Here is a 17,500-nt window from a genome sequence, read left to right as displayed (position 1 = left end):
CTTAGAGCGTCCGGATGATGTTCTTCCGGAATTCGTCGATATGCGTGCGGACCGCTTCGCGCACCGCGGGCACATCCCGGCGCTCCAGCGCGTCGACGATCTCCAGGTGTTCCTGGTAGACGTTCTCGAGATGCTGCGGGTCGGACAACGACAGGAACCAGAAGCGCGCCTGCTTTTCATGCAGTCCGCGCAGCAATTCGGCCAGTACCCGGTTGCGCGAGGCGGCCGACATCGCGGTGTGGAACTTGAGGTCCAACGAGGCCAGCGCGGGGATGTCGCGTCCGGCGATCAGCGGCGGCGAGCGGTCGACGATATCGCGCATCGCCTTGAAATCGCTGTCGTGCCCCCGCTCGCAGGCCAGCGTGGCGCACAGCACCTCGTTGGTGGCGCGCACCTCGATCATGTCCAGCACTTCGTTCAGCGACAGCGGCGTCACCAGCACGCCCTTGCGCGGCATGATCGACACCAGCCCTTCGACTTCCAGCCGATGCAGCGCCTGATGGACCGGGGTGCGCCCCAGGCCGAGCATGGTCGCGACCTGCGCTTCGTTCAAAGGCTCGCCGGGCCGGAATTCGCACGAAATGATGCGCCGCTTGATTTCCGTATAGGCCATTTCACGCATGGCCGCCCCCGTCTGGGAAGCGGTCTGCTTGCCGTTTTCGTCGTCGGTTCCTACCAGTCGGATGGATGTCGCCACGGTCCGCTCTCGTTCTCGTCTGAAGTTGGAGTGATACTAGTGTGATATTTCACTGAGAACAAGGGTCGGATTTATCAGGGTTTACACGGAGTCGTCCTCGGGCCGATGGTTCACACTGTTCGGCGTGGTGCAGGCCAAGGTCGATGAAGACTCTTCCACCTTCGAGCAGGCGGTCGTCCTGCGGGGTCATCGAATCTCGCCATAGCGGCGCGGAAATCTCCGCATTTCCTGGTTGCCTTACCATTCGGTCATTGCAAAGCGGACTCTTTCCGCTTCCAAACGATCGCAGACACACCATGGCAATGACAATCACTCCCGGAACGACGACCCGCACGCTGATTCGCGGCGAGGCAGGCGATATCGAGTTGCTGATCGACGCGCCGAAGGAAGCGGTGCAGGGCATCGCCGTCGTTGGTCATCCTCATCCGATGCAGGGCGGTACGGCCGACCACAAGGTGCCGCACCAGTTGGCCCGCGAGCTGACGGCGCACGGCTTTCTGGCGGTGAGGCCCAATTTTCGCGGCGTTGGCGGGACGCAGGGCGAGCACGATGCCGGTGTTGGAGAGACCAACGACATGCTGGCGGTGGTCGACCACTTGCGCGAGCAATATCCGGATCTGCCTCTGGCGCTGGCTGGATTCTCGTTCGGGGCCTTCGTTGCCGCGCTGGCATCGGTGCAACTCGCCGAGCGCGGCATCACGATCGATCATCTGATATTGACCGGCATGCCCTCCGGCCCCGTTGCGAATCACCGCAGCTACGATACGCCGGCGGTGCAGGCCAATGCGCTGGTGATGCATGGGGAGAACGACGAGCGCGTCGCGCTGTCGGCCATCTTCGATTGGGCCCGCCCGCAGCAGTTGCCGGTCGTCGTGGTGCCTGGCGCGGACCACTTCTTCTCCGGCAAGCTGCCCGTACTCAGGCGCCAGGTCGCCAGCTATCTCGAACGTCCGGCCTCATCGGCCGAGGCGTGAATCCACTGTCGGGAAAAAGGCTAGCCCGGCAAGGCGCCGCCGATCAGCCTGACTCCCTTCCACTGCCCGCTCTCCACCATCTGCGACACGATGGCCTGCAGCGCGGCCTCGACGCTGCGGCACGCCAGGCTCAGGCTGGCCGACGACGACAGGCACAGGCTGACGCGCCGCTCCAGCGTTGCGTCGGAGATAGACATCGCGGCAAGCTGGCTCTCTTCGTCGCCGGCCAGCGCCGACCACGGCAGGATGGTCCACCCCAGCCCTTCGCGCACCGCGGACAGCAGCACCGATACGGCGCTGGTTTCCGCGACCAGGCGGCATTGCAGGCCGGCACTGACCAGCGCGCGATCGCACAGCACGCGGACCGAATTGGGAAAGCTCGGCAGCAGCAGCGGAAGCGCCGCGGCCTGCGCCAGCGTGATGGCGTGCGGATGCCCGGCAATCGGCCGGCCGACCAGCATCAACTGCTCGTCGAGCAGCGGAGTCGATTGCATGTTGGGGCGCTGCTGCACGTCCATCGCGACGGCGAGATCCAGCTTCTGCAGCGCCAACGATTCCGCCAGATCGGCGCTGGAGCCTTCGACGATTTCCAGCGTGATATCGGGGAAGTGCTCGGTCACATGCCGCAGCAGCGGCAACGCGAGCACGCGCGAGGTGCTGGTCGGCAAGCCGACAGTGACGTGTCCGCATGGCACGTCGCGGCCGTGCTGCACCGCGGCTTTCGCCTCTTCCATCTGCCGCAGCACCATCTTGGCGTGGCGGTACAGGATATGGCCGGTGTCGGTGGGCCTTGTGCCCGAGGGGCCGCGCACCAGCAGTCTGGCGTCAAGTTCGGCTTCGAGGTTGGCGACGTGCTGGCTCAGCGAGGGCTGGGCGATATGGAGGGCATCGGCCGCGGCGGTGATGCTCTCCAGTTCGACGATGCGCGCGAAATAGCGCAGCTGCTTCAAGTCCATATTCGGCGAGGCGGTAGCGTGGTGGCCCACGCCAATCGGTCGCGAATGCGGCCGAGTCGATGGCGGGGCACGCCGGCAATGTAGCATCCGCCGGCGTCCCGCTGCCTGTTCCGACAGTGGGGACCTACCGCAGGACTAGCCGCGAATCGGCAGGTCGAGATACGACGCCAGTTCGCCGCCGAGCCGGATCGACAACCGCGGGGGACGGCCGTACGGCACCTGCGGAAAATGCCCGCGGTCCGCGCCGGCGATCGACAGGCGCAGCCGGCTGCCGGCAGCAAGGGTCCAGGCGACGGGCAGCATCGCGAAGTGCAGGCGCTCGGTCTGCCCCGGTACCAGACGCGCCGCGTCGGCCTTTGCGAACGTGCGGTAGGGCCAGGTCGTGCGGTATTCCGGCGGGCACGGCGCGGTCTTGCGATGCAGCGCGCGCAGCATGCCTTCGGTGATGTAGCGCACTTCGCCGGACGCCTCGACCTCGGACAGGAACACATGCAGCGCGGCATCGGGCTGCGAGCCCGCGAGGCCGATGTTCAGTACGACATGGCCGGCGATCGACAGCGGCGCCGTCAGTACCGCGCCGTCGAAGGACAGCAGATCCCGCTGCCGTTCGCTCCAGTCGGGGTAGTAGTCCTCGATATTGGCCGCGCCAAGCCGCTCATAGCGGGTTTGACGGCCGGTTGACCAATTGAAGCTGGCCATCGTGTCCCGGTCCGATTCCGTGGCGGGACACGCGGGCGACAGGCTTTCGGCATCGGCGGTCAAGTAAAGCCGCTGCGCGCGCTCGGCCGGCGGCCACGTCGGCGCTGCATGCCATTGCTCGTCGTGCACGCTGTAGTAGTGGACGCGTGCTTCCTGCTCGAGCCCGGTGGGCAATTGCATCAGATGATGATCGAAGAAGCGCAATACCTCGGCCAGCATCGGGAAGTCCGACGCGGCGTGGCTGCGCCACGGCGAGATGTTGGTGCGCGCACCGTGGTCCCACGGGCCCAACAGCAGCCGGCTGTCGTGATTGGGCAGCGACAGGAAGCGCGTGATCGCGCCATTCGCATAGCCGCCGCCGTCGTACCAGCCCGAGACCGAATACACCGCGACATCCTGCGCAATGCCCTCGAGATAGCGGTAAGGACTGCAGCTGCCCGAATCGAGCGCCGGATCGTGCTGCGTGGCGCCATCGCGGAAGGCGAACTCCGGCGCCAGATCGGCCAGCGCGAAGTTGTTGCGATGCTGCTCGATGGCCGCCTGCACCAGGCTGCCGTCGGTGTCCGCGTCGACGCGTTCGGGGCCATCGAAGCGTGGATCGTTGAAGTAGGGATAGCGGGCCAGCAGCGCGCGGTCGTCCTGGTCGAGCGCGACCATCAGTTCGTCATAGGCCTGTACCCAGACCTTGGACAGCAAGCCGCCCGGGTACAGCTGCTCGCTGTAGATATCGGAGACCGCGAACAGCGGCGCGATCGCCTTGACCGCGGGATGGCCCGTGCTGGCCAGGAAGCAGGCGGCCGCACCGAGGTACGAGATGCCGGTCGAACCGATGCGGCCGTTGGACCAGGGCTGCGCCACGATCCAGTCCGCGATCTCGAAATAGTCGTCGCGCTCTGTCGGCGAGCGCAGCGCATCGCGCGTGCCGAAGCTTGCACCGGTGCCGCGGACGTCGACCACCACCACCGCGTAGCCTTTGGGCACGAAGGCATCGCGGTACTTGGCGGTGTTGGGGCTCGGCTCGGCGCCGGGCTCGCGCAGCCGGAAACGGCGGAAATACGGCGTGAAGACAACGATGGTGGGATAGCTGGCCGGCGAATCTTCGGCCTCCAGCGGCTGCGGCACGAAGACATCGACGGCAAGCCGGCATCCGTCGCGCATCGTCACATGGCAGGACAGCGGGCTATCCGGGATGGCATAGCGCGAAGGGCGCGTTTCGAGATAAGCGCTGGCCGGCGTTTTCCAGGCATTGCCGCGGAGATCGATATCGGACATGAATCTTGCGTTGAAGTCAGTGGTTTGCGGCAATGGTAAGCAGCGGCCCCCGGGCCTCGGAAAGACGAAATGTCGATGGGGACATAGGGCTGGGCTATGGCATGCTGCGCCGCGGCACGCCTGCTCGTCCGGCCGCCGGGTCGGGATGCCCCATGACAGGGCGAACGCCTGCCAAAAAACACACGACGTGCACCGTGGCGATTCGCCGTGCCCCCGGGCAGGGCAGCTGGCAATCCGCCATAGGCTGGCCCTATGCCGGCATCGAGATTCCGTATTGGTTCGCACCCACGCGAATTCTTACCATCGCTCTACGAGCCGGATCGAGGCGCGCCGTCGTGAACGCCGCCATCGAAGCCATTTCAATTCGCATGACTGGGGAGAACTGCAGATGTACCGTTCCTTGATGGGCGCCACGATGGCGGCCCTGATGACGCTGTCTGGTGCCGCCGTGGCGCAGGACGCCTATCCCAACCGTCCGGTCCGTCTGATCGTGCCGCAGTCGGCAGGCTCGGGCGGCGATGTGGTGGCGCGGATGCTGGGCGACAAGCTTGGCCAGGAGCTGGGCCAGTCCGTGGTGGTCGACAATCGCGCCGGCGCCAACGGCATCATCGGTACGTCGTTCGTGGCCAAGCAGCCGGCGGACGGCTATACGCTGCTGCTGACCGGTGTGTCGCAGGTCAGCTTCAATCAGCATCTGTACAAGTCGCTGCCCTACGATCCGCAGAAGGACTTCACCTTCATTGCGCCGGTGGTCGATACGCCGTTCGTGCTGGTGACCAGCAAGGCCAGCGGAATCACGTCGATCGCACAGTTCATCGAGAAGGCGAAGAGCAAGCCCGGTGGACTGACGTTCGGCAGCGCCGGGGTCGGCAATTCCACGCATCTGGCGATGGAGATGCTGGCCGACAAGGCGGGCATCAAGCTGACGCATGCCGCCTACAAGGGCTCGGGTCCGGCGCTGACCGGCGTGATCGCCGGCGAAGTCGACGCGATGGTCAGCGTGGTCGGTTCGGCGCTGCCGCAGATCACCGGTGGCAACGTGGTGCCGGTGGCGATCGTCGGGCAGAAGCGTGCGAAGGAGTTGCCCAATGTGCCGACCGTCAAGGAAGCGGGCCTGGACGTGCCGGTGATGCCGGGATGGTATGCGTTGCTCGGGCCGGCCAATATGGACGCCAAGGTCGTGGCTCGCCTGAACGCTTCGGTGCAGGCCTTCCTGTCCGATCCGCAGGTCAAGAGCAAGCTCGCCTCGCTCTATCTGGAGCCGCTGGCCGGTTCGGCCGATGCGATCAAGCAGCGCGCCGTCACGGATGCCAAGGTCTGGGGCGAGTTCATCAAGCGGCGAGGTATTCAGAACTCGTGATCGAAAGCCTGTGGCGTTGAGCCAGCAGGCTCGACGCAGCCTGTCGCCCTCGCGAGCGCGGGGACGACAGGAGCTTCTGCGATACCGCTAACTCTGCAGCTCCGGCACGTTGCCGGCTTCGTCGTGCACGGTCAGCCGATCGTCGATGTCCTGCACCCCGGCCACCCCGCGTACCGCGGCCAGCAGTGCCTCGTGCTCGGACGACAGGATGTGCCCGCTCAACCATACGCGTCCGCCGACTACCGCGACGTCGATGGCGCCGGGATGGCCGACCAGGCGGCCCATTTCCGCGCGAACCCGCTCGGCAATGGTGTCGTCATCGGCCGCGTGTTTCCCCAGGCCGGTCGCGCTGCGTACCTTCGCCGCGATGCCCTGCATCCGGTCGGTGATCCGTTTGGCCTGCTTCTCCGCCAGATCCTGCATGTCGTGGCGGCTTGCTTCGGCCTTGTCGCGCAGCTCTGCGCGGCGCCGGCGACCCGACTGCGGATCGAACAGGTACATGATCGCCGCGCCAACCGCCGCCGCGACGGCAAACGGCAGCAGACCCGGCCTGTTGCCGTGCATGTCGCGCTGCGTGCCTTCCCGCCGCTCCTCGTGCATTCCGTCGTTCATTTGCGCCTCCTTGGGAACAATGGCTTCACGCCCCGCCCGGCGGCGGGGACGCGCTTAAAGCGCGGAGCATCAGCTGTGCCAGTCCCAGCGCGCGCGAGGAGGGCCGGGCAGGCCGCGTCCATCGCATGGCGAGCGGGATCGACAGGTCCGCGCAAATGCGAACTTACAGCGGCGTGTAATTCGGAAAGGCCAGCGAAACGGTAAACGACGTCGCCAATGCACGTGGCGCAATGGCGTCATGCAGCCGGCGTGATGCCAAGCGTTACGGCAACGGGTGAAGGGAACGGAAACGGCTGATTGGAAAACCGGGATGCGGAACGCGATCGCGGTGGGCAAGGTCGCCGCCGGCGCCGGATGGCTATGCCTCCGGCGCCGTCGTCGATTTGCGTTGGTAGGCTCGATTGGACTCGAACCAACGACCCCCACCATGTCAAGGTGGTGCTCTAACCAGCTGAGCTACGAGCCTGTGGAAGGCGCGGATTATAGAGAAGCTTTTGCGTACGCACAAGCCCGTCTGGAAAAAAATGGCGGCGCGGCGTTTTCCGCTGTGGGACGCCGCCCGATTGCCCGGGCAGCGCGGCTCTCCTAAAAAGGGAGCATCGGCAAGCCAATTCGCCCATCGCCATGCTGAAAATCGCCACGTTCAATATCAATGGCATTCGCGCCCGCCTGCCGGCATTGCTGGAATGGCTGCAGCGCGAGGCGCCGGACGTCGTCTGCCTGCAGGAATTGAAGACCGCCGATGCCGGTTTTCCGGTCGATGCCATTCATGCCGCCGGATATGGCGCAATCTGGCACGGCGAGAAATCGTGGAACGGCGTCGCGATCCTGTCGCGCGGGACCGATCCGATCGAAAGCCGGCGTGGGCTGCCCGGCGACGACAGCGACAAGCAGAGCCGCTACATCGAGGCGGCGGTGCATGGCGTGCTGGTCGGCTGTCTGTATCTGCCCAACGGCAACCCGCAGCCGGGACCGAAATTCGAGTACAAGCTGGCCTGGTTCGAACGGCTGCTGAGGTATGCGGCCACGCTCTACGACAGCGGCCATCCGGTCGTGCTGGCCGGCGACTACAACGTGGTGCCGACCGACGAGGACATCTATAACCCGCGCTCCTGGCTCAAGGACGCGTTGCTGCAGCCCGAAAGCCGCGCCTGCTATCGGCGCCTGCTCGAGCAGGGATGGGTCGATGCCTTGCGCGCAAAATATCCGGACGAACGGATCTACACGTTCTGGGACTATTTTCGGCAGCACTGGCAGACCAATTCGGGTCTGCGCATCGACCATCTGCTGTTGAATGCGACGCTGGCGCCGGCGCTGCGCGCGGCAGGCGTCGATCGCTGGGTCCGTGGCGCGCCCCAGGCGAGCGATCATGCGCCGGCCTGGATCACGCTGGACGTTGGCGGCGCCGCGGGCGGGCGCAGGGTATCAGCGAAGACGGCGACGAAATCGCCGGGCGGCGCACCGGCTGCGAAGAAGGTGACCGCTGCAAAGAAGGTGAGCGCTGCAAAGAAGGTGAGCGCTGCGAAGAAGGTGACCACTGCGAAGAGGACGGCCGCCGTGCAGAAGACCATCGCGGCGAAGAAAACCACTGCTGCAAAGAGGCCTGTCGCCAAGAAGGCCACCGGCGCGAGGCAAAGCGCGACTAAGCGACAATGACGCCCGTCGCGGCCACGGGGCCGTGTCCATGTCGTTTGTCGATTCACCTTCCGCTTGCTTTCCCCATGCTTCTGAAAGTCGGCACGCTCGCCAAGCAAACCGGCCTGACCGTCCGCGCCCTGCATCACTACGACCGCATCGGGCTGCTCAAGCCGTCGGGCCGCTCCGCGGCGGGCTATCGTCTCTACAACCGCGACGACGTGGCCCGCTTGCACGCAATCCAGGTGTTGCGGCAGTCAGGCCTGTCGCTGGCCGCGATCGGCGCGTTGCTGGCCGGCGACGGCCCGCCGCGTCATCGCATCGTCACGCAGCAGATCGAAGCGCTCGATCGCGAGATCGCGCGGGCGACAGAACTGCGCGGACGTCTGGTCCTGCTGCAGACCGTGCTGGCCGCGGGCGGCGAGCCCGAGCTCGAACACTGGCTGGCGGCCCTGCGCGAGATGCGTGCCTATCGGGAGTATTTCAGCGACGCCGAACTCGCAACGATCTTTCGCGAGTGGGTCGCCACCGAGGCGGAATGGCAGCCGTTGCTCGCCGAGATCCGCGGGGCGATGGCAAGGCAGTGGCCCGCGGACGCGATCGGCACGCAGGCGCTGGCCGCACGGTGGATGCACCTGGCCATGCGATGGATGCAGGGCGATATGGAGCGGGCCGTCCGTTGGGGCGAAATGATCAAGCAGGCCGCGCAACAGGGCTTTGGCGGCATCGACGCCGCGATGGTCGCTTATATGGAGTCGGCCGTCGCACTGCGGATGGCGGCGTGGCTACGGCATCTGTCGCCGGACGAACTGGCGCGGCTCGACAAGCGCCTGGAACCCGAATGGCAGGCCCTGGCGCAGCGGGCCCGCGCGCTGATCGCGGCCGGCACCGATCCTTCGGCGGCCGCGAGCCGCACGTTGCTGCACGATTGGGACGCGCTGGTCGATCGCATGGTTGGACACGAGGCGGGGCTACGCGAAAAGCTGCTGAAGGCCTATCGCGACGAGCCGCTGCTGCAGATCGGGCATATGGTCGATGCCGAGGTGCGGGAGTTTGTCGAGGCGGTGCGCGCGCACGCCGGCGAGGCGGGGCGGCGGCGCTGACGGGCGGCGCTGAAAATTGGCGCTGACAATCGGCGCTGAGAAGCAGTTCAAGCCATGACATGACGGCACCCGCCACGTGTGCGGGGGTTGACCCTGACGTGCACGTCAGGGTCTATGCTGCCCGGCTTTCGCAGCAGGAGCCGATCATGTCCCAAACCGAAACGACCGCGCTGGCTCAGGGCCGGCCCAGCACGACCGCCCTGATGATGGCCATCGCGCGCGCCGTTCACCAGTTGCTCGACGAGCCGATCGTGCTGCCCGATCCGGTCGCCTTGCCGATCCTCGGCCCCGAACTCGAACGCGCCGTCCGCGACGATCCCTATCGCTATAACGATCCAATGGCGCGCCCGATGCGGGCGGCCGTGGTGGCGCGCGCGATGGTGGCCGATGCCGAACTGGCCGAGGCATCGCGTGCCGGTGTGCGCCAATGCGTGGTGCTCGGCGCGGGCCTCGACACGCTGGCGTGGCGCGTGCCCGCCACGGACGACGGCATGCGGGTCTTCGAGGTAGACCATCCCGCGACGCAGGCGTGGAAGCAGGACTTGATGCGGCAAGCTGCACTCAGCCTGCCGGACTGGGCGAAGTCCGTGTCCGCCGACCTTCAGCATGCCTCGCTGCAAGGCGTGCTGGAAGAGGCCGGCTTTCGCGGTGACCGACCCGCCTGCTTCGTGTGGCTGGGCGTGACGCCGTATCTGACCGACTCCGCCATCGAAGCCACGCTGCGCCATGTCGCCAGCCTGCCGCCGGGCACGCGCATCGTGTTCGACTATCGCGTCGACGCCGGCGTGCTGCCGTCGTTCGAACGCGTGATGGCCGCGCACATGGCCGAGCAGGTGGCCGCGCTGGGCGAGCCCTGGCTGTCGGCATTCGTGCCGGAGCAACTGGTGCAGCGGCTGACTGCGATGGGCTTTGGCAGTGTGACGGATCTGGACGCACCGGCGCTGAACGCGCGCTACTTCCCTCGCCGAAAGGACGGTCTGCAGACCGCGGGCGGCGGCTTGCGCGTGCTGTGCGCCCGCGTCGGCGAAGGGCGGTAGCGCAGCGTCCTCGCGCCGAGACGCGCCGCCTTCAGCCGCGTGCGGCCAGCGTGCGGCGCGCGTAGTACTCGAACGTCAGCTGCGAGCGGCGCGGCGTCAGGATCCAGTCGTGCGCCTCCGCGGCCAGCGCCTCGGGCAGCGGCTTGATCGTGCCGGCCGCCATCGCGGCCAGCTGCATGCGGGCCGCGCGCTCGAACAGCAGCGCCATCACGCAGGCCTCCTCGACCGAGGTCGCGGCGACCAGCAGGCCATGGTGGGCCAGCAGGATGGCGCGCTTGTCGCCCAGGGCCGCCGAAATGATCTCGCCCTCCTCGTTGCCGACCGGCACCCCGGGCCATTTCTCGAGGAAAGCGCAGTCGCCGTACAGCACGCAGGTGTCCATGTGCGAGACCATCAGCGGCACTTCCAGCATCGACAGCGTCGCCGCGTGGAACGGATGCGTGTGGATGATGCAGTTGACGTCGGGCCGTGCGCGATAGATCCATGAGTGGAAGCGGTTGGCCGGATTCGGCATGCCGCCGCCTTCCAGCACCCGCAGGTCTTCGTCGACCAGCAACAGATTCTCCGCGGTGATTTCGTCGAAGCCGAGCCCCAGCCGTTGCGTGTAGTAGCGGCCGGGTTCGTCGGCGCGCGCCGTGATCTGGCCGGCGAGGCCGGAGTCGTGGCCGCCGTCGAACAGGATGCGGCAGGTCAGCGCCACCTTTTCGCGCAGCGATCGTTCCGGCACGGTCAGCCGGGTTTGCATCTCGCCCTGTGCGCGGGCGATCAGCTCGTCTTTCTTCAGGTCGAAGGTGTCAGCCATATTGCAGGTTCCGTAGGATGTTGAAGGACGGCCGTGGGTCCGTTCTACTCGGCCTTGATCTTTGCCGCATCGACCACCGCCGCCCACTTCTTCTTTTCGGCGGCCATCATTGCAGCGTATTCCTGTTGCGTGCCGGCCAGCGCTTCGCTGCCTTGCGCTGCGAGGCGGCCGCGCAGGCCTGGACGGGCCAGCGTGGTACGCAGCGTCGAGGACAGTTTCTCGACCACGTCCGCGGGCGTGCCGGCCGGGACGTACAGCGCATTCCACGAGCTCGTCTCGAAAGACGGCAAGCCGGCTTCCTGACTCGTGGGCACGGTGGGCGCCGCGGTGGAGCGCGTACCGTTGGCGATGGCCAGCGCGCGCAGCTTGCCCGCCTTGACCTGCGGCATGACGACGGGCACGGCATCGATCACCGCGGCCACGTGGCCGCCAATGGCCGCATTGACCGCTTCGGCGCCGCTTTTGTACGGCACGTGGTTGATCTTCGTGCCGCTCAACAGCTTGAGCAGCTCCATGCTCATGTGCGGCGCACTGGCGCTGCCCGCCGAGCCATAGTCAAGCCGGTCGGGATGGTTGCGCGCATAGGCCAGGAATTCCTTGAGGTCGCGCGCCGGTACGCCGGTCGCCACCGCCAGCATGAACGGCGACTTCGACACCATGCCGAGCGGCGTGAATTGGCTGTCCGGAGAGTAGGGAAGCTTGCCGGCCGGATAGATCAGCGGATTGACGATCTGCGTGCCCACCGTGCCCATGAACACGGTATAGCCGTCGGGCGCCGCCTTGGCGGCGGCCTGCGCGGCCAGCAGGCCGCCGGCTCCCGGCCGATTCTCGATCAGAACGGTCTGGCCCAGTGCACCGGACCATTCCTGCCCGACCAGACGGGCGATATTGTCGGTGATTCCGCCGGCGCCGAACGGCACCACCAGCCGGATCGGCTTGGCGGGGAAGGGTTCTGCGGCTGCGGCATTCACGGTCATCAGGCAGCAGCTGGCGACCGCCACCATCCATCGGGGCGCTTTCATCGGTAACTCTCCGTTGTGTGTCATGTGATTGCCGGCATGACACAATGTGTCCTATTGAGTGTGCTGTGTCAAGTAGGACATGCTGTACCCGCAGCGCCGATATAATGCCGCGGTCGCTTCGCTACCGTCCCTCTCAATGGTCAATCTGGCGCATCGCCTCCGCACGCTCCGCCGCCAACGCGGCTTTTCGCTGGAAACGCTGGCCGAGCAGACCGGCCTGACGCGCAGTTATCTGTCCAAGCTGGAGCGGGGCCTCAGTTCGCCATCGATCGCCACGATCCTGAAGATCGCCGATGCCTATGGCATGGGTACCGGTCAATTGCTCGGCGACGCACGCGACAGCGCGCACGAGGTGGTCTGCGTGTCGCGTGCCGGCGAGCGGGAGCCGCTGTCGCCATCGGCGCGCGAGGGCACCTATCGCTACGAGGCCATCGCCGCGCAGCGCAAGGTCAAGGCGATGGAGCCCTTCATCATGTATCCGCCGCGCGAGTTTCCCGACGAAGCGCGCTCGGCGCACAGCGGCGAGGAATTCCTGTTCGTGCTGAAAGGTCAGGTCGAGGTGATGCTGGGGGAGCAGACCATCGCGCTGTCGGTCGGCGATTCGCTGTACTTCGATGCCGATCTGCCGCACCGCATCCGCACGGTGGGACGCGCGCAGGCCGAGGTGCTGGTCACCACGGCGAAATAAGACTGGGGCCGCCAATGACAAAGCCGCCGGAGTGCATCGCACCCGGCGGCTTTGTCACGATGCAGACGGAGACGGCTGGCGCCGGGTTCCGCCGAACCGGCTTCAGGCCGTCTTGGCCTGCTGATAGGCCGCGTACAGGCGCTTGAATACCGGTCCAGGCGTACCGCTGCCGATTGTCTTGCCGTCGATCGTCACGACCGGAAGGATCTCCTTGCTGGCCGACGACAGCAGGACCTCGTCTGCGGCAAATACCTCGTCGCGTGTGACCGGGCGGGACACCAGCGGAATCTCGAAGCGCGCGCACAGTTCTTCGATCAGGCCATAGCGGATCCCTTCGAGGATCAGATTGTCCTTTGGCGGTGCCGAGACGGTGCCATCCTTGACGACCCAGACGTTGGACGCCGAGGCCTCGGTCAGCATGCCGTCGCGGAACTGGATGGCTTCGGTGACGCCATGCTCGGCGGCATTCTGGGCGGCGAGCACATTGCCCAGCAGCGACGTCGACTTGATCTGGCAGTGCAGCCAGCGCTTGTCTTCCATCGTGACGCAGGCAACCCCCCGCTCGGTCGCGGCGGCCGGCGGCAGCGACATCGGGTTGGCCATGATGAAGACGGTCGGCGTGACCTCCTTCGGGAACGCATGCATGCGCTTGGCGACGCCGCGCGTGACCTGGATATAGATCATCTGGTCCGGCATCGGATTGGCCTGCATCACGCGCGCGATCAGTGCCGACCATTGGGTCTCGTCATGCGGATTTGGAATACCGATCGCGTCAAGGCTGCGCGACAGTCGCGCCAGATGCTGCGCCGCGCGGAACGGCTTGCCGGCATAGACCGGGATCACCTCGTAGACGCCATCGCCAAAGATAAAGCCGCGGTCGAGCACGGGAATGCGCGCTTCGGACAGTGGCGTCAATTCGCCGTTCAGATAGACGATGGCGTCGGAGCTGGAATTCATGGCTTGTATGGAATCAATGTGAGAGGAACAGCGATCAGGCATTGTTCCACAGCGGCTCGAACGGGGTCATGCCGAATGCGCATAACGTCGAAGCCGTGGCCTCGCCCTTGGCCGCCCCCGAAAGCAAGCTGCGCCTTGCTTGTAGGACGAATCCTTGCCGTAATCAGCCAAGCGCGGACGGCGCCGCCAGGTCCACTACGGAATACTCCGGGGAAAACGACTGACAGCGTGGCGCCGTGCTCACCTACGTGTTGCTGACCCTCGCCGCGATCGGCCTGATCGCGATCGTGATCTACCTGTCCAGATGACTGGCGGGTGGGCGACCGGCGTCATTCGTCTGCGCGCGGGCCAGGGCCCGGCGCGCCCGCGCCCTCGTTCAGCTGGCGCCGTCGGTACGCAGCGGCGCGGCCGCGACAGGCAGGCCCGGGGGCTCCAGGCCGCCGCCGCTGTCGTTGGCGGCGGTGTGCTCGGACGCAGGTGCGGGTTCAGGCGTGGGCGCAGGTGCAGGCGTTTCGTCGAGCCGATTGCCATGTGCGTCGAGATCGGGCCGGCGCGCAAAGAGCAGCGCGAACTCGCTCAGCGCTTGCCAGGTGCTCTGGTGCGCAATGATGTCCGAATGATTGCTGCCGGGGATGGTCTCCACCGCCACCGGTCCCGGCCACGCCGCCATCAGCCGCTCGGAGCATTCATGCGGAACCACATCGTCGACTTCGGCGAGCAGCACCTTGGTCCGCTGCACCACCTTCTTGCAGTGCGAAATCGAATCGAAGTGATGACGCATCAGCTGGCGCAGCGGCACCAGCGGAAAACGCTTGCGCACGAGCTCGAGCAGCGAATCGTAGGGCGTGATCAATTGCAGGCTCTCGAAGTCCTGAAGATCCGCCAATTGAATGGCGACGCCCGTGCCCAGGCTGCGCCCCACCACGTGCACGCGCGTGCCCGGCAACACGCGCCGAAGGTGCAGCAGGAACTGGCTGGCATCGGCCACCGCGGCCGCCTCCGACGGACTGCCGTCGGAATGACCCAGGCCGCGATAGTCGAACGTGGCGAAGCCGACTTCGGCCGGCAGCCAATGTAGAAATTGCATGGTCTCGAGCACGTCTTCGCCGCGACCTGGCAAATAGAACAACAGGTCGGTGACGGCACAGTGTGCATCGCCGCGATACACGTAGCCGCGCAGCATTCCGCCCGGAATGGTGTGCGAATAGGCGGTGATGCCTTCCGGCAGCTCGCGCGGCGGGCGGCGGCGCGCGTCGAACAGCAGGCGGCCCTGATTGATGCCGAGGTAGGTCCAGTAGCTCAGAAAGCCGGCCGCCGTCAGCACGGCGGCGGCACCGATGGTCTTGTAGGGCAGGTGCGCCAGGGCCTGCCGAAACAAGTTGCGATTCGCATTGCGGATTGGGTGGCGTTTCTGTTCTTCCATGAGGCGCACCTTATACGAATTCGACCCTGCGCGGCAAATCGGCGCCAAATGCCGGGCGGATAGCGGCAATTGCCGGCAGTACCTGAATAGAGCGGGCCCGCGCGTTGCAGCATCGCATCGGCATCGGCGCCCATGTCCTCGCGATAGGCGGATCGATTTCCTATGCTGCCTGTGTCCCCTGACCTGTCCCTGTCCTGACATGGAGAACAACATGGATCGTCGCCAGTTCTTGAAATGGGGAAGCTTCATCACCGTCTCGGTGGCCACCACGGGGTTGGCCGGCTGCGGCGGTGGCGATGACAATCCCGATCCGCCCGAACCGGACCTGTTCGACTTCCGCCACGGGGTCGCCTCGGGGGATCCCCGACCCGACAGCGTCGTCCTGTGGACGCGCGTCGAAGGCAACAACGGCAGGCGTCACGTCAATGTGCGCCTGCAGGTGTCGACACAGGAGGACTTCTCCACGCTGGTCGTCAACGACCATCTGCGCGCGCTGCCCGAGTGGGACTACACGCTGCGCACCAAGGTCACCGGCCTGAATGCCGCTACGACCTACTACTACCGCTTCCGCGTGGGCAGCCGCTTCAGCCCGGTGGGCCGGACCCGCACGGCGCCCGCGGCCGGCACGCCGCTGTCGCAGCTGAAGTTCGCCTTCGTCAGCTGTCAGGACTGGAGCATCAACCACTGGGCCGGCATGGAGGAGCTCGCCCAGCAGGACCTCGATTTCATCGTGCATACCGGCGACTACATCTACGAGGCGGTGGCCGACGGCGCACCGGTCAACCTGGTCGAAGGCCGCCATACGCCGCTGTCGCTGCCCGATGGCACGACGCTGCCAAGCGGCTTCCGCTACGCGACCACGCTGGAGGACTACCGCTATCTGTACAAGGCCTATCGCAGCGACGCGCGGCTGCAGGCGCTGCATGCGCGCTTCCCGATGATCGCGATCTGGGACGACCACGAGTTCTCCGACGACTGCTGGCAGGACCGCCAGAGCTATGACGCCGACGACGACCAGACGCCGCAGACGGCGCGGCGGCGCGCCGCCAATCAGGCCTGGTTCGAGTTCCTGCCGGCCGATGTCACGCTGGATCTGAACAACCCCTCGTTCCAGAACATCCAGATCTATCGCTCCTTCACCTTCGGCAATCTGGCGACACTGCTGATGACCGACGAGCGCTTGTATCGCGCCGATCATCTGATCTCGGAGGCCAATGCCGGCGGCGATGTCGGCAGCCGCTTCTTCATCCGGCGCGACACGCTGAAGGCGGCCGAGGACGCGAAGATCGCCGCGGCGGGCGGTGCGCTGACGCCGGTATCGATGCTGGGCGATGCACAGCGCGCGTGGTGGCAGGACCGTATCGGCGGCGCGGCGACGACGTGGAAGCTGTGGGGCAATCAGGTTTCCCTGCTGCGCATGCAGGCCGATCTGACCGAAGCCATCGCGGAGCTGATGGTGCTGCGGCTGATCGCGAGCAATACGGCGCTGACACCGCTGCGCGACCAGATGGAAACGGCGCTGACGGCGGACTTGCGCGCGGCGGTATCGTCGGGGACCTATCCGAACAACGTCGCCTACGCCAACCTGCGGCAACTGCTGTCGACGCAGGCCGGCATCGACGCCGCCAATTTCGACGCCAATATCAAGCCGACGCTCGACAGCCGCCTGCCGCCGGCCTCTCTGCTGGCGACCTATGTGCTGAACGCCGACCAGTGGGATGGCTACGACGCCGAGCGCCGCAACCTGATGGCGTTCCTGAAGACGAACAACGTGCGCAATGTGGTGGCGTTGACCGGGGACATCCACGCGTTCTTTGCCGGCGTGGTGATGGACGACTACGACGCGGCGACACCGACGCCGGTCATGGTCGACCTGGTCGGCGCGGGGCTGTCCAGCAATACGCTGATGAGCACGTACAAGAGCGTGGTCGACAACGATCCGCGCCTCGCCGAGATCAAGGCGTTGATCTACGAGGAGGTCAGCGGCGCGGTGGTCAACACGCTGAATCGCACGCTGCAGCATTTCAATCCTTGGATGCGCTACGTGGAGACCAACGTCACCGGCTATGCGATCGTCACGCTGACGCCGGACCGGCTCAATTGCGCTTTCCATATCCTGAAGGGGCTGGTCGACGGCAATGCGCCGCCGCAGCCGGCGACGGCAAGCGTCACGACGGTGGAGGTGCCGGCTGGCTCGGCCGTGGTCAACGTGGTGTAGCTCGCCGCGCGACGGCGCATCGGCCCCCTCTCCCGCTCGCGGGAG

14 protein-coding genes, 1 tRNA gene and 1 pseudogene are annotated in these 17,500 nt (G+C 66.2%); 7 read left to right on the top strand and 9 right to left on the bottom strand.

From position 1 onward, the window contains the following. Window position 1: 1 nt before the first annotated feature. Window positions 2-697: a GntR family transcriptional regulator gene (locus F7Q96_RS17080; protein WP_144425991.1), complete on the bottom strand. Its 696-nt coding sequence runs from the start codon at window positions 695-697 to the stop codon at window positions 2-4. Window positions 698-993: 296 nt separating this feature from the next. Between F7Q96_RS17080 and F7Q96_RS17075 the strand changes: the two genes are divergently transcribed. Continuing rightward, window positions 994-1,671 (top strand): alpha/beta hydrolase, encoded by a 678-nt coding sequence (locus tag F7Q96_RS17075; RefSeq protein WP_390885716.1) that lies wholly within the window; start codon window positions 994-996, stop codon window positions 1,669-1,671. A 20-nt stretch (window positions 1,672-1,691) separates the two neighbouring features. Here F7Q96_RS17075 and F7Q96_RS17070 read toward each other — a convergent pair whose 3' ends face one another. Both F7Q96_RS17070 and F7Q96_RS17065 read right to left on the bottom strand, forming a co-directional pair. Next, a complete protein-coding gene (locus F7Q96_RS17070; RefSeq protein WP_053824375.1) occupies window positions 1,692-2,627 on the bottom strand; it encodes a LysR substrate-binding domain-containing protein in 936 nt (311 codons plus the stop codon). A 135-nt stretch (window positions 2,628-2,762) separates the two neighbouring features. After that, window positions 2,763-4,598 carry a CocE/NonD family hydrolase gene (locus F7Q96_RS17065; protein WP_053824374.1) on the bottom strand — a complete coding sequence of 612 codons (1,836 nt, stop codon included), beginning with the start codon at window positions 4,596-4,598 and terminating at the stop codon, window positions 2,763-2,765. A 388-nt stretch (window positions 4,599-4,986) separates the two neighbouring features. On the opposite strand from F7Q96_RS17065, the gene F7Q96_RS17060 reads away from it, so the two are divergent. Beyond that, on the top strand, window positions 4,987-5,958 hold the full coding sequence (locus F7Q96_RS17060) for a Bug family tripartite tricarboxylate transporter substrate binding protein (protein ID WP_053824373.1): 972 nt from the start codon (window positions 4,987-4,989) through the stop codon (window positions 5,956-5,958). A gap of 87 nt (window positions 5,959-6,045) precedes the next feature. Here the strand turns inward: F7Q96_RS17060 and F7Q96_RS17055 are convergent, their stop codons facing one another. Together F7Q96_RS17055 and F7Q96_RS17050 are read right to left on the bottom strand one after the other, a co-directional pair. Next, on the bottom strand, window positions 6,046-6,570 hold the full coding sequence (locus tag F7Q96_RS17055) for a YtxH domain-containing protein (protein ID WP_006575534.1): 525 nt from the start codon (window positions 6,568-6,570) through the stop codon (window positions 6,046-6,048). 389 nt (window positions 6,571-6,959) lie between these two features. After that, a tRNA-Val gene (locus F7Q96_RS17050) sits at window positions 6,960-7,036 on the bottom strand. A gap of 152 nt (window positions 7,037-7,188) precedes the next feature. On the opposite strand from F7Q96_RS17050, the pseudogene xth reads away from it, so the two are divergent. The 3 genes and pseudogenes from xth to F7Q96_RS17035 form a co-directional block, all read left to right on the top strand. Continuing rightward, window positions 7,189-7,998: pseudogene (gene xth, locus F7Q96_RS17045) on the top strand (exodeoxyribonuclease III); the annotation flags it as partial. Window positions 7,999-8,291: 293 nt separating this feature from the next. Beyond that, window positions 8,292-9,308, top strand: a complete 1,017-nt coding sequence (locus F7Q96_RS17040; protein WP_053824371.1) for a MerR family transcriptional regulator — start codon at window positions 8,292-8,294, stop codon at window positions 9,306-9,308. Between the two features lie 146 nt (window positions 9,309-9,454). After that, window positions 9,455-10,345 (top strand): class I SAM-dependent methyltransferase, encoded by an 891-nt coding sequence (locus F7Q96_RS17035; RefSeq protein WP_053824370.1) that lies wholly within the window; start codon window positions 9,455-9,457, stop codon window positions 10,343-10,345. A gap of 31 nt (window positions 10,346-10,376) precedes the next feature. Here F7Q96_RS17035 and F7Q96_RS17030 read toward each other — a convergent pair whose 3' ends face one another. Continuing rightward, window positions 10,377-11,147 carry an aldolase gene (locus tag F7Q96_RS17030; RefSeq protein ID WP_053824369.1) on the bottom strand — a complete coding sequence of 257 codons (771 nt, stop codon included), beginning with the start codon at window positions 11,145-11,147 and terminating at the stop codon, window positions 10,377-10,379. A gap of 44 nt (window positions 11,148-11,191) precedes the next feature. Continuing rightward, window positions 11,192-12,169, bottom strand: a complete 978-nt coding sequence (locus F7Q96_RS17025) for a Bug family tripartite tricarboxylate transporter substrate binding protein (protein WP_053824368.1) — start codon at window positions 12,167-12,169, stop codon at window positions 11,192-11,194. Window positions 12,170-12,305: 136 nt separating this feature from the next. Between F7Q96_RS17025 and F7Q96_RS17020 the strand changes: the two genes are divergently transcribed. Beyond that, window positions 12,306-12,857, top strand: coding sequence for a helix-turn-helix domain-containing protein (locus F7Q96_RS17020; protein ID WP_053824367.1), 552 nt, complete (start codon window positions 12,306-12,308; stop codon window positions 12,855-12,857). 102 nt (window positions 12,858-12,959) lie between these two features. Here the strand turns inward: F7Q96_RS17020 and F7Q96_RS17015 are convergent, their stop codons facing one another. Next, complete coding sequence (locus F7Q96_RS17015) at window positions 12,960-13,814, bottom strand: D-amino acid aminotransferase (RefSeq protein ID WP_053824366.1); 855 nt, start codon at window positions 13,812-13,814, stop codon at window positions 12,960-12,962. A 376-nt stretch (window positions 13,815-14,190) separates the two neighbouring features. Continuing rightward, complete coding sequence (locus F7Q96_RS17010) at window positions 14,191-15,237, bottom strand: alpha/beta hydrolase (protein WP_144426031.1); 1,047 nt, start codon at window positions 15,235-15,237, stop codon at window positions 14,191-14,193. 211 nt (window positions 15,238-15,448) lie between these two features. On the opposite strand from F7Q96_RS17010, the gene F7Q96_RS17005 reads away from it, so the two are divergent. Next, on the top strand, window positions 15,449-17,455 hold the full coding sequence (locus tag F7Q96_RS17005; protein ID WP_053824708.1) for an alkaline phosphatase D family protein: 2,007 nt from the start codon (window positions 15,449-15,451) through the stop codon (window positions 17,453-17,455). Window positions 17,456-17,500 lie beyond the last annotated feature (45 nt).

Source organism: Cupriavidus gilardii, assembly GCF_008801915.1.
Classification (GTDB): Bacteria; Pseudomonadota; Gammaproteobacteria; order Burkholderiales; family Burkholderiaceae; genus Cupriavidus; species Cupriavidus gilardii.
Note: the sequence above shows the minus strand (reverse complement) of the source record. Positions and strands in the feature narration are given on the sequence as shown.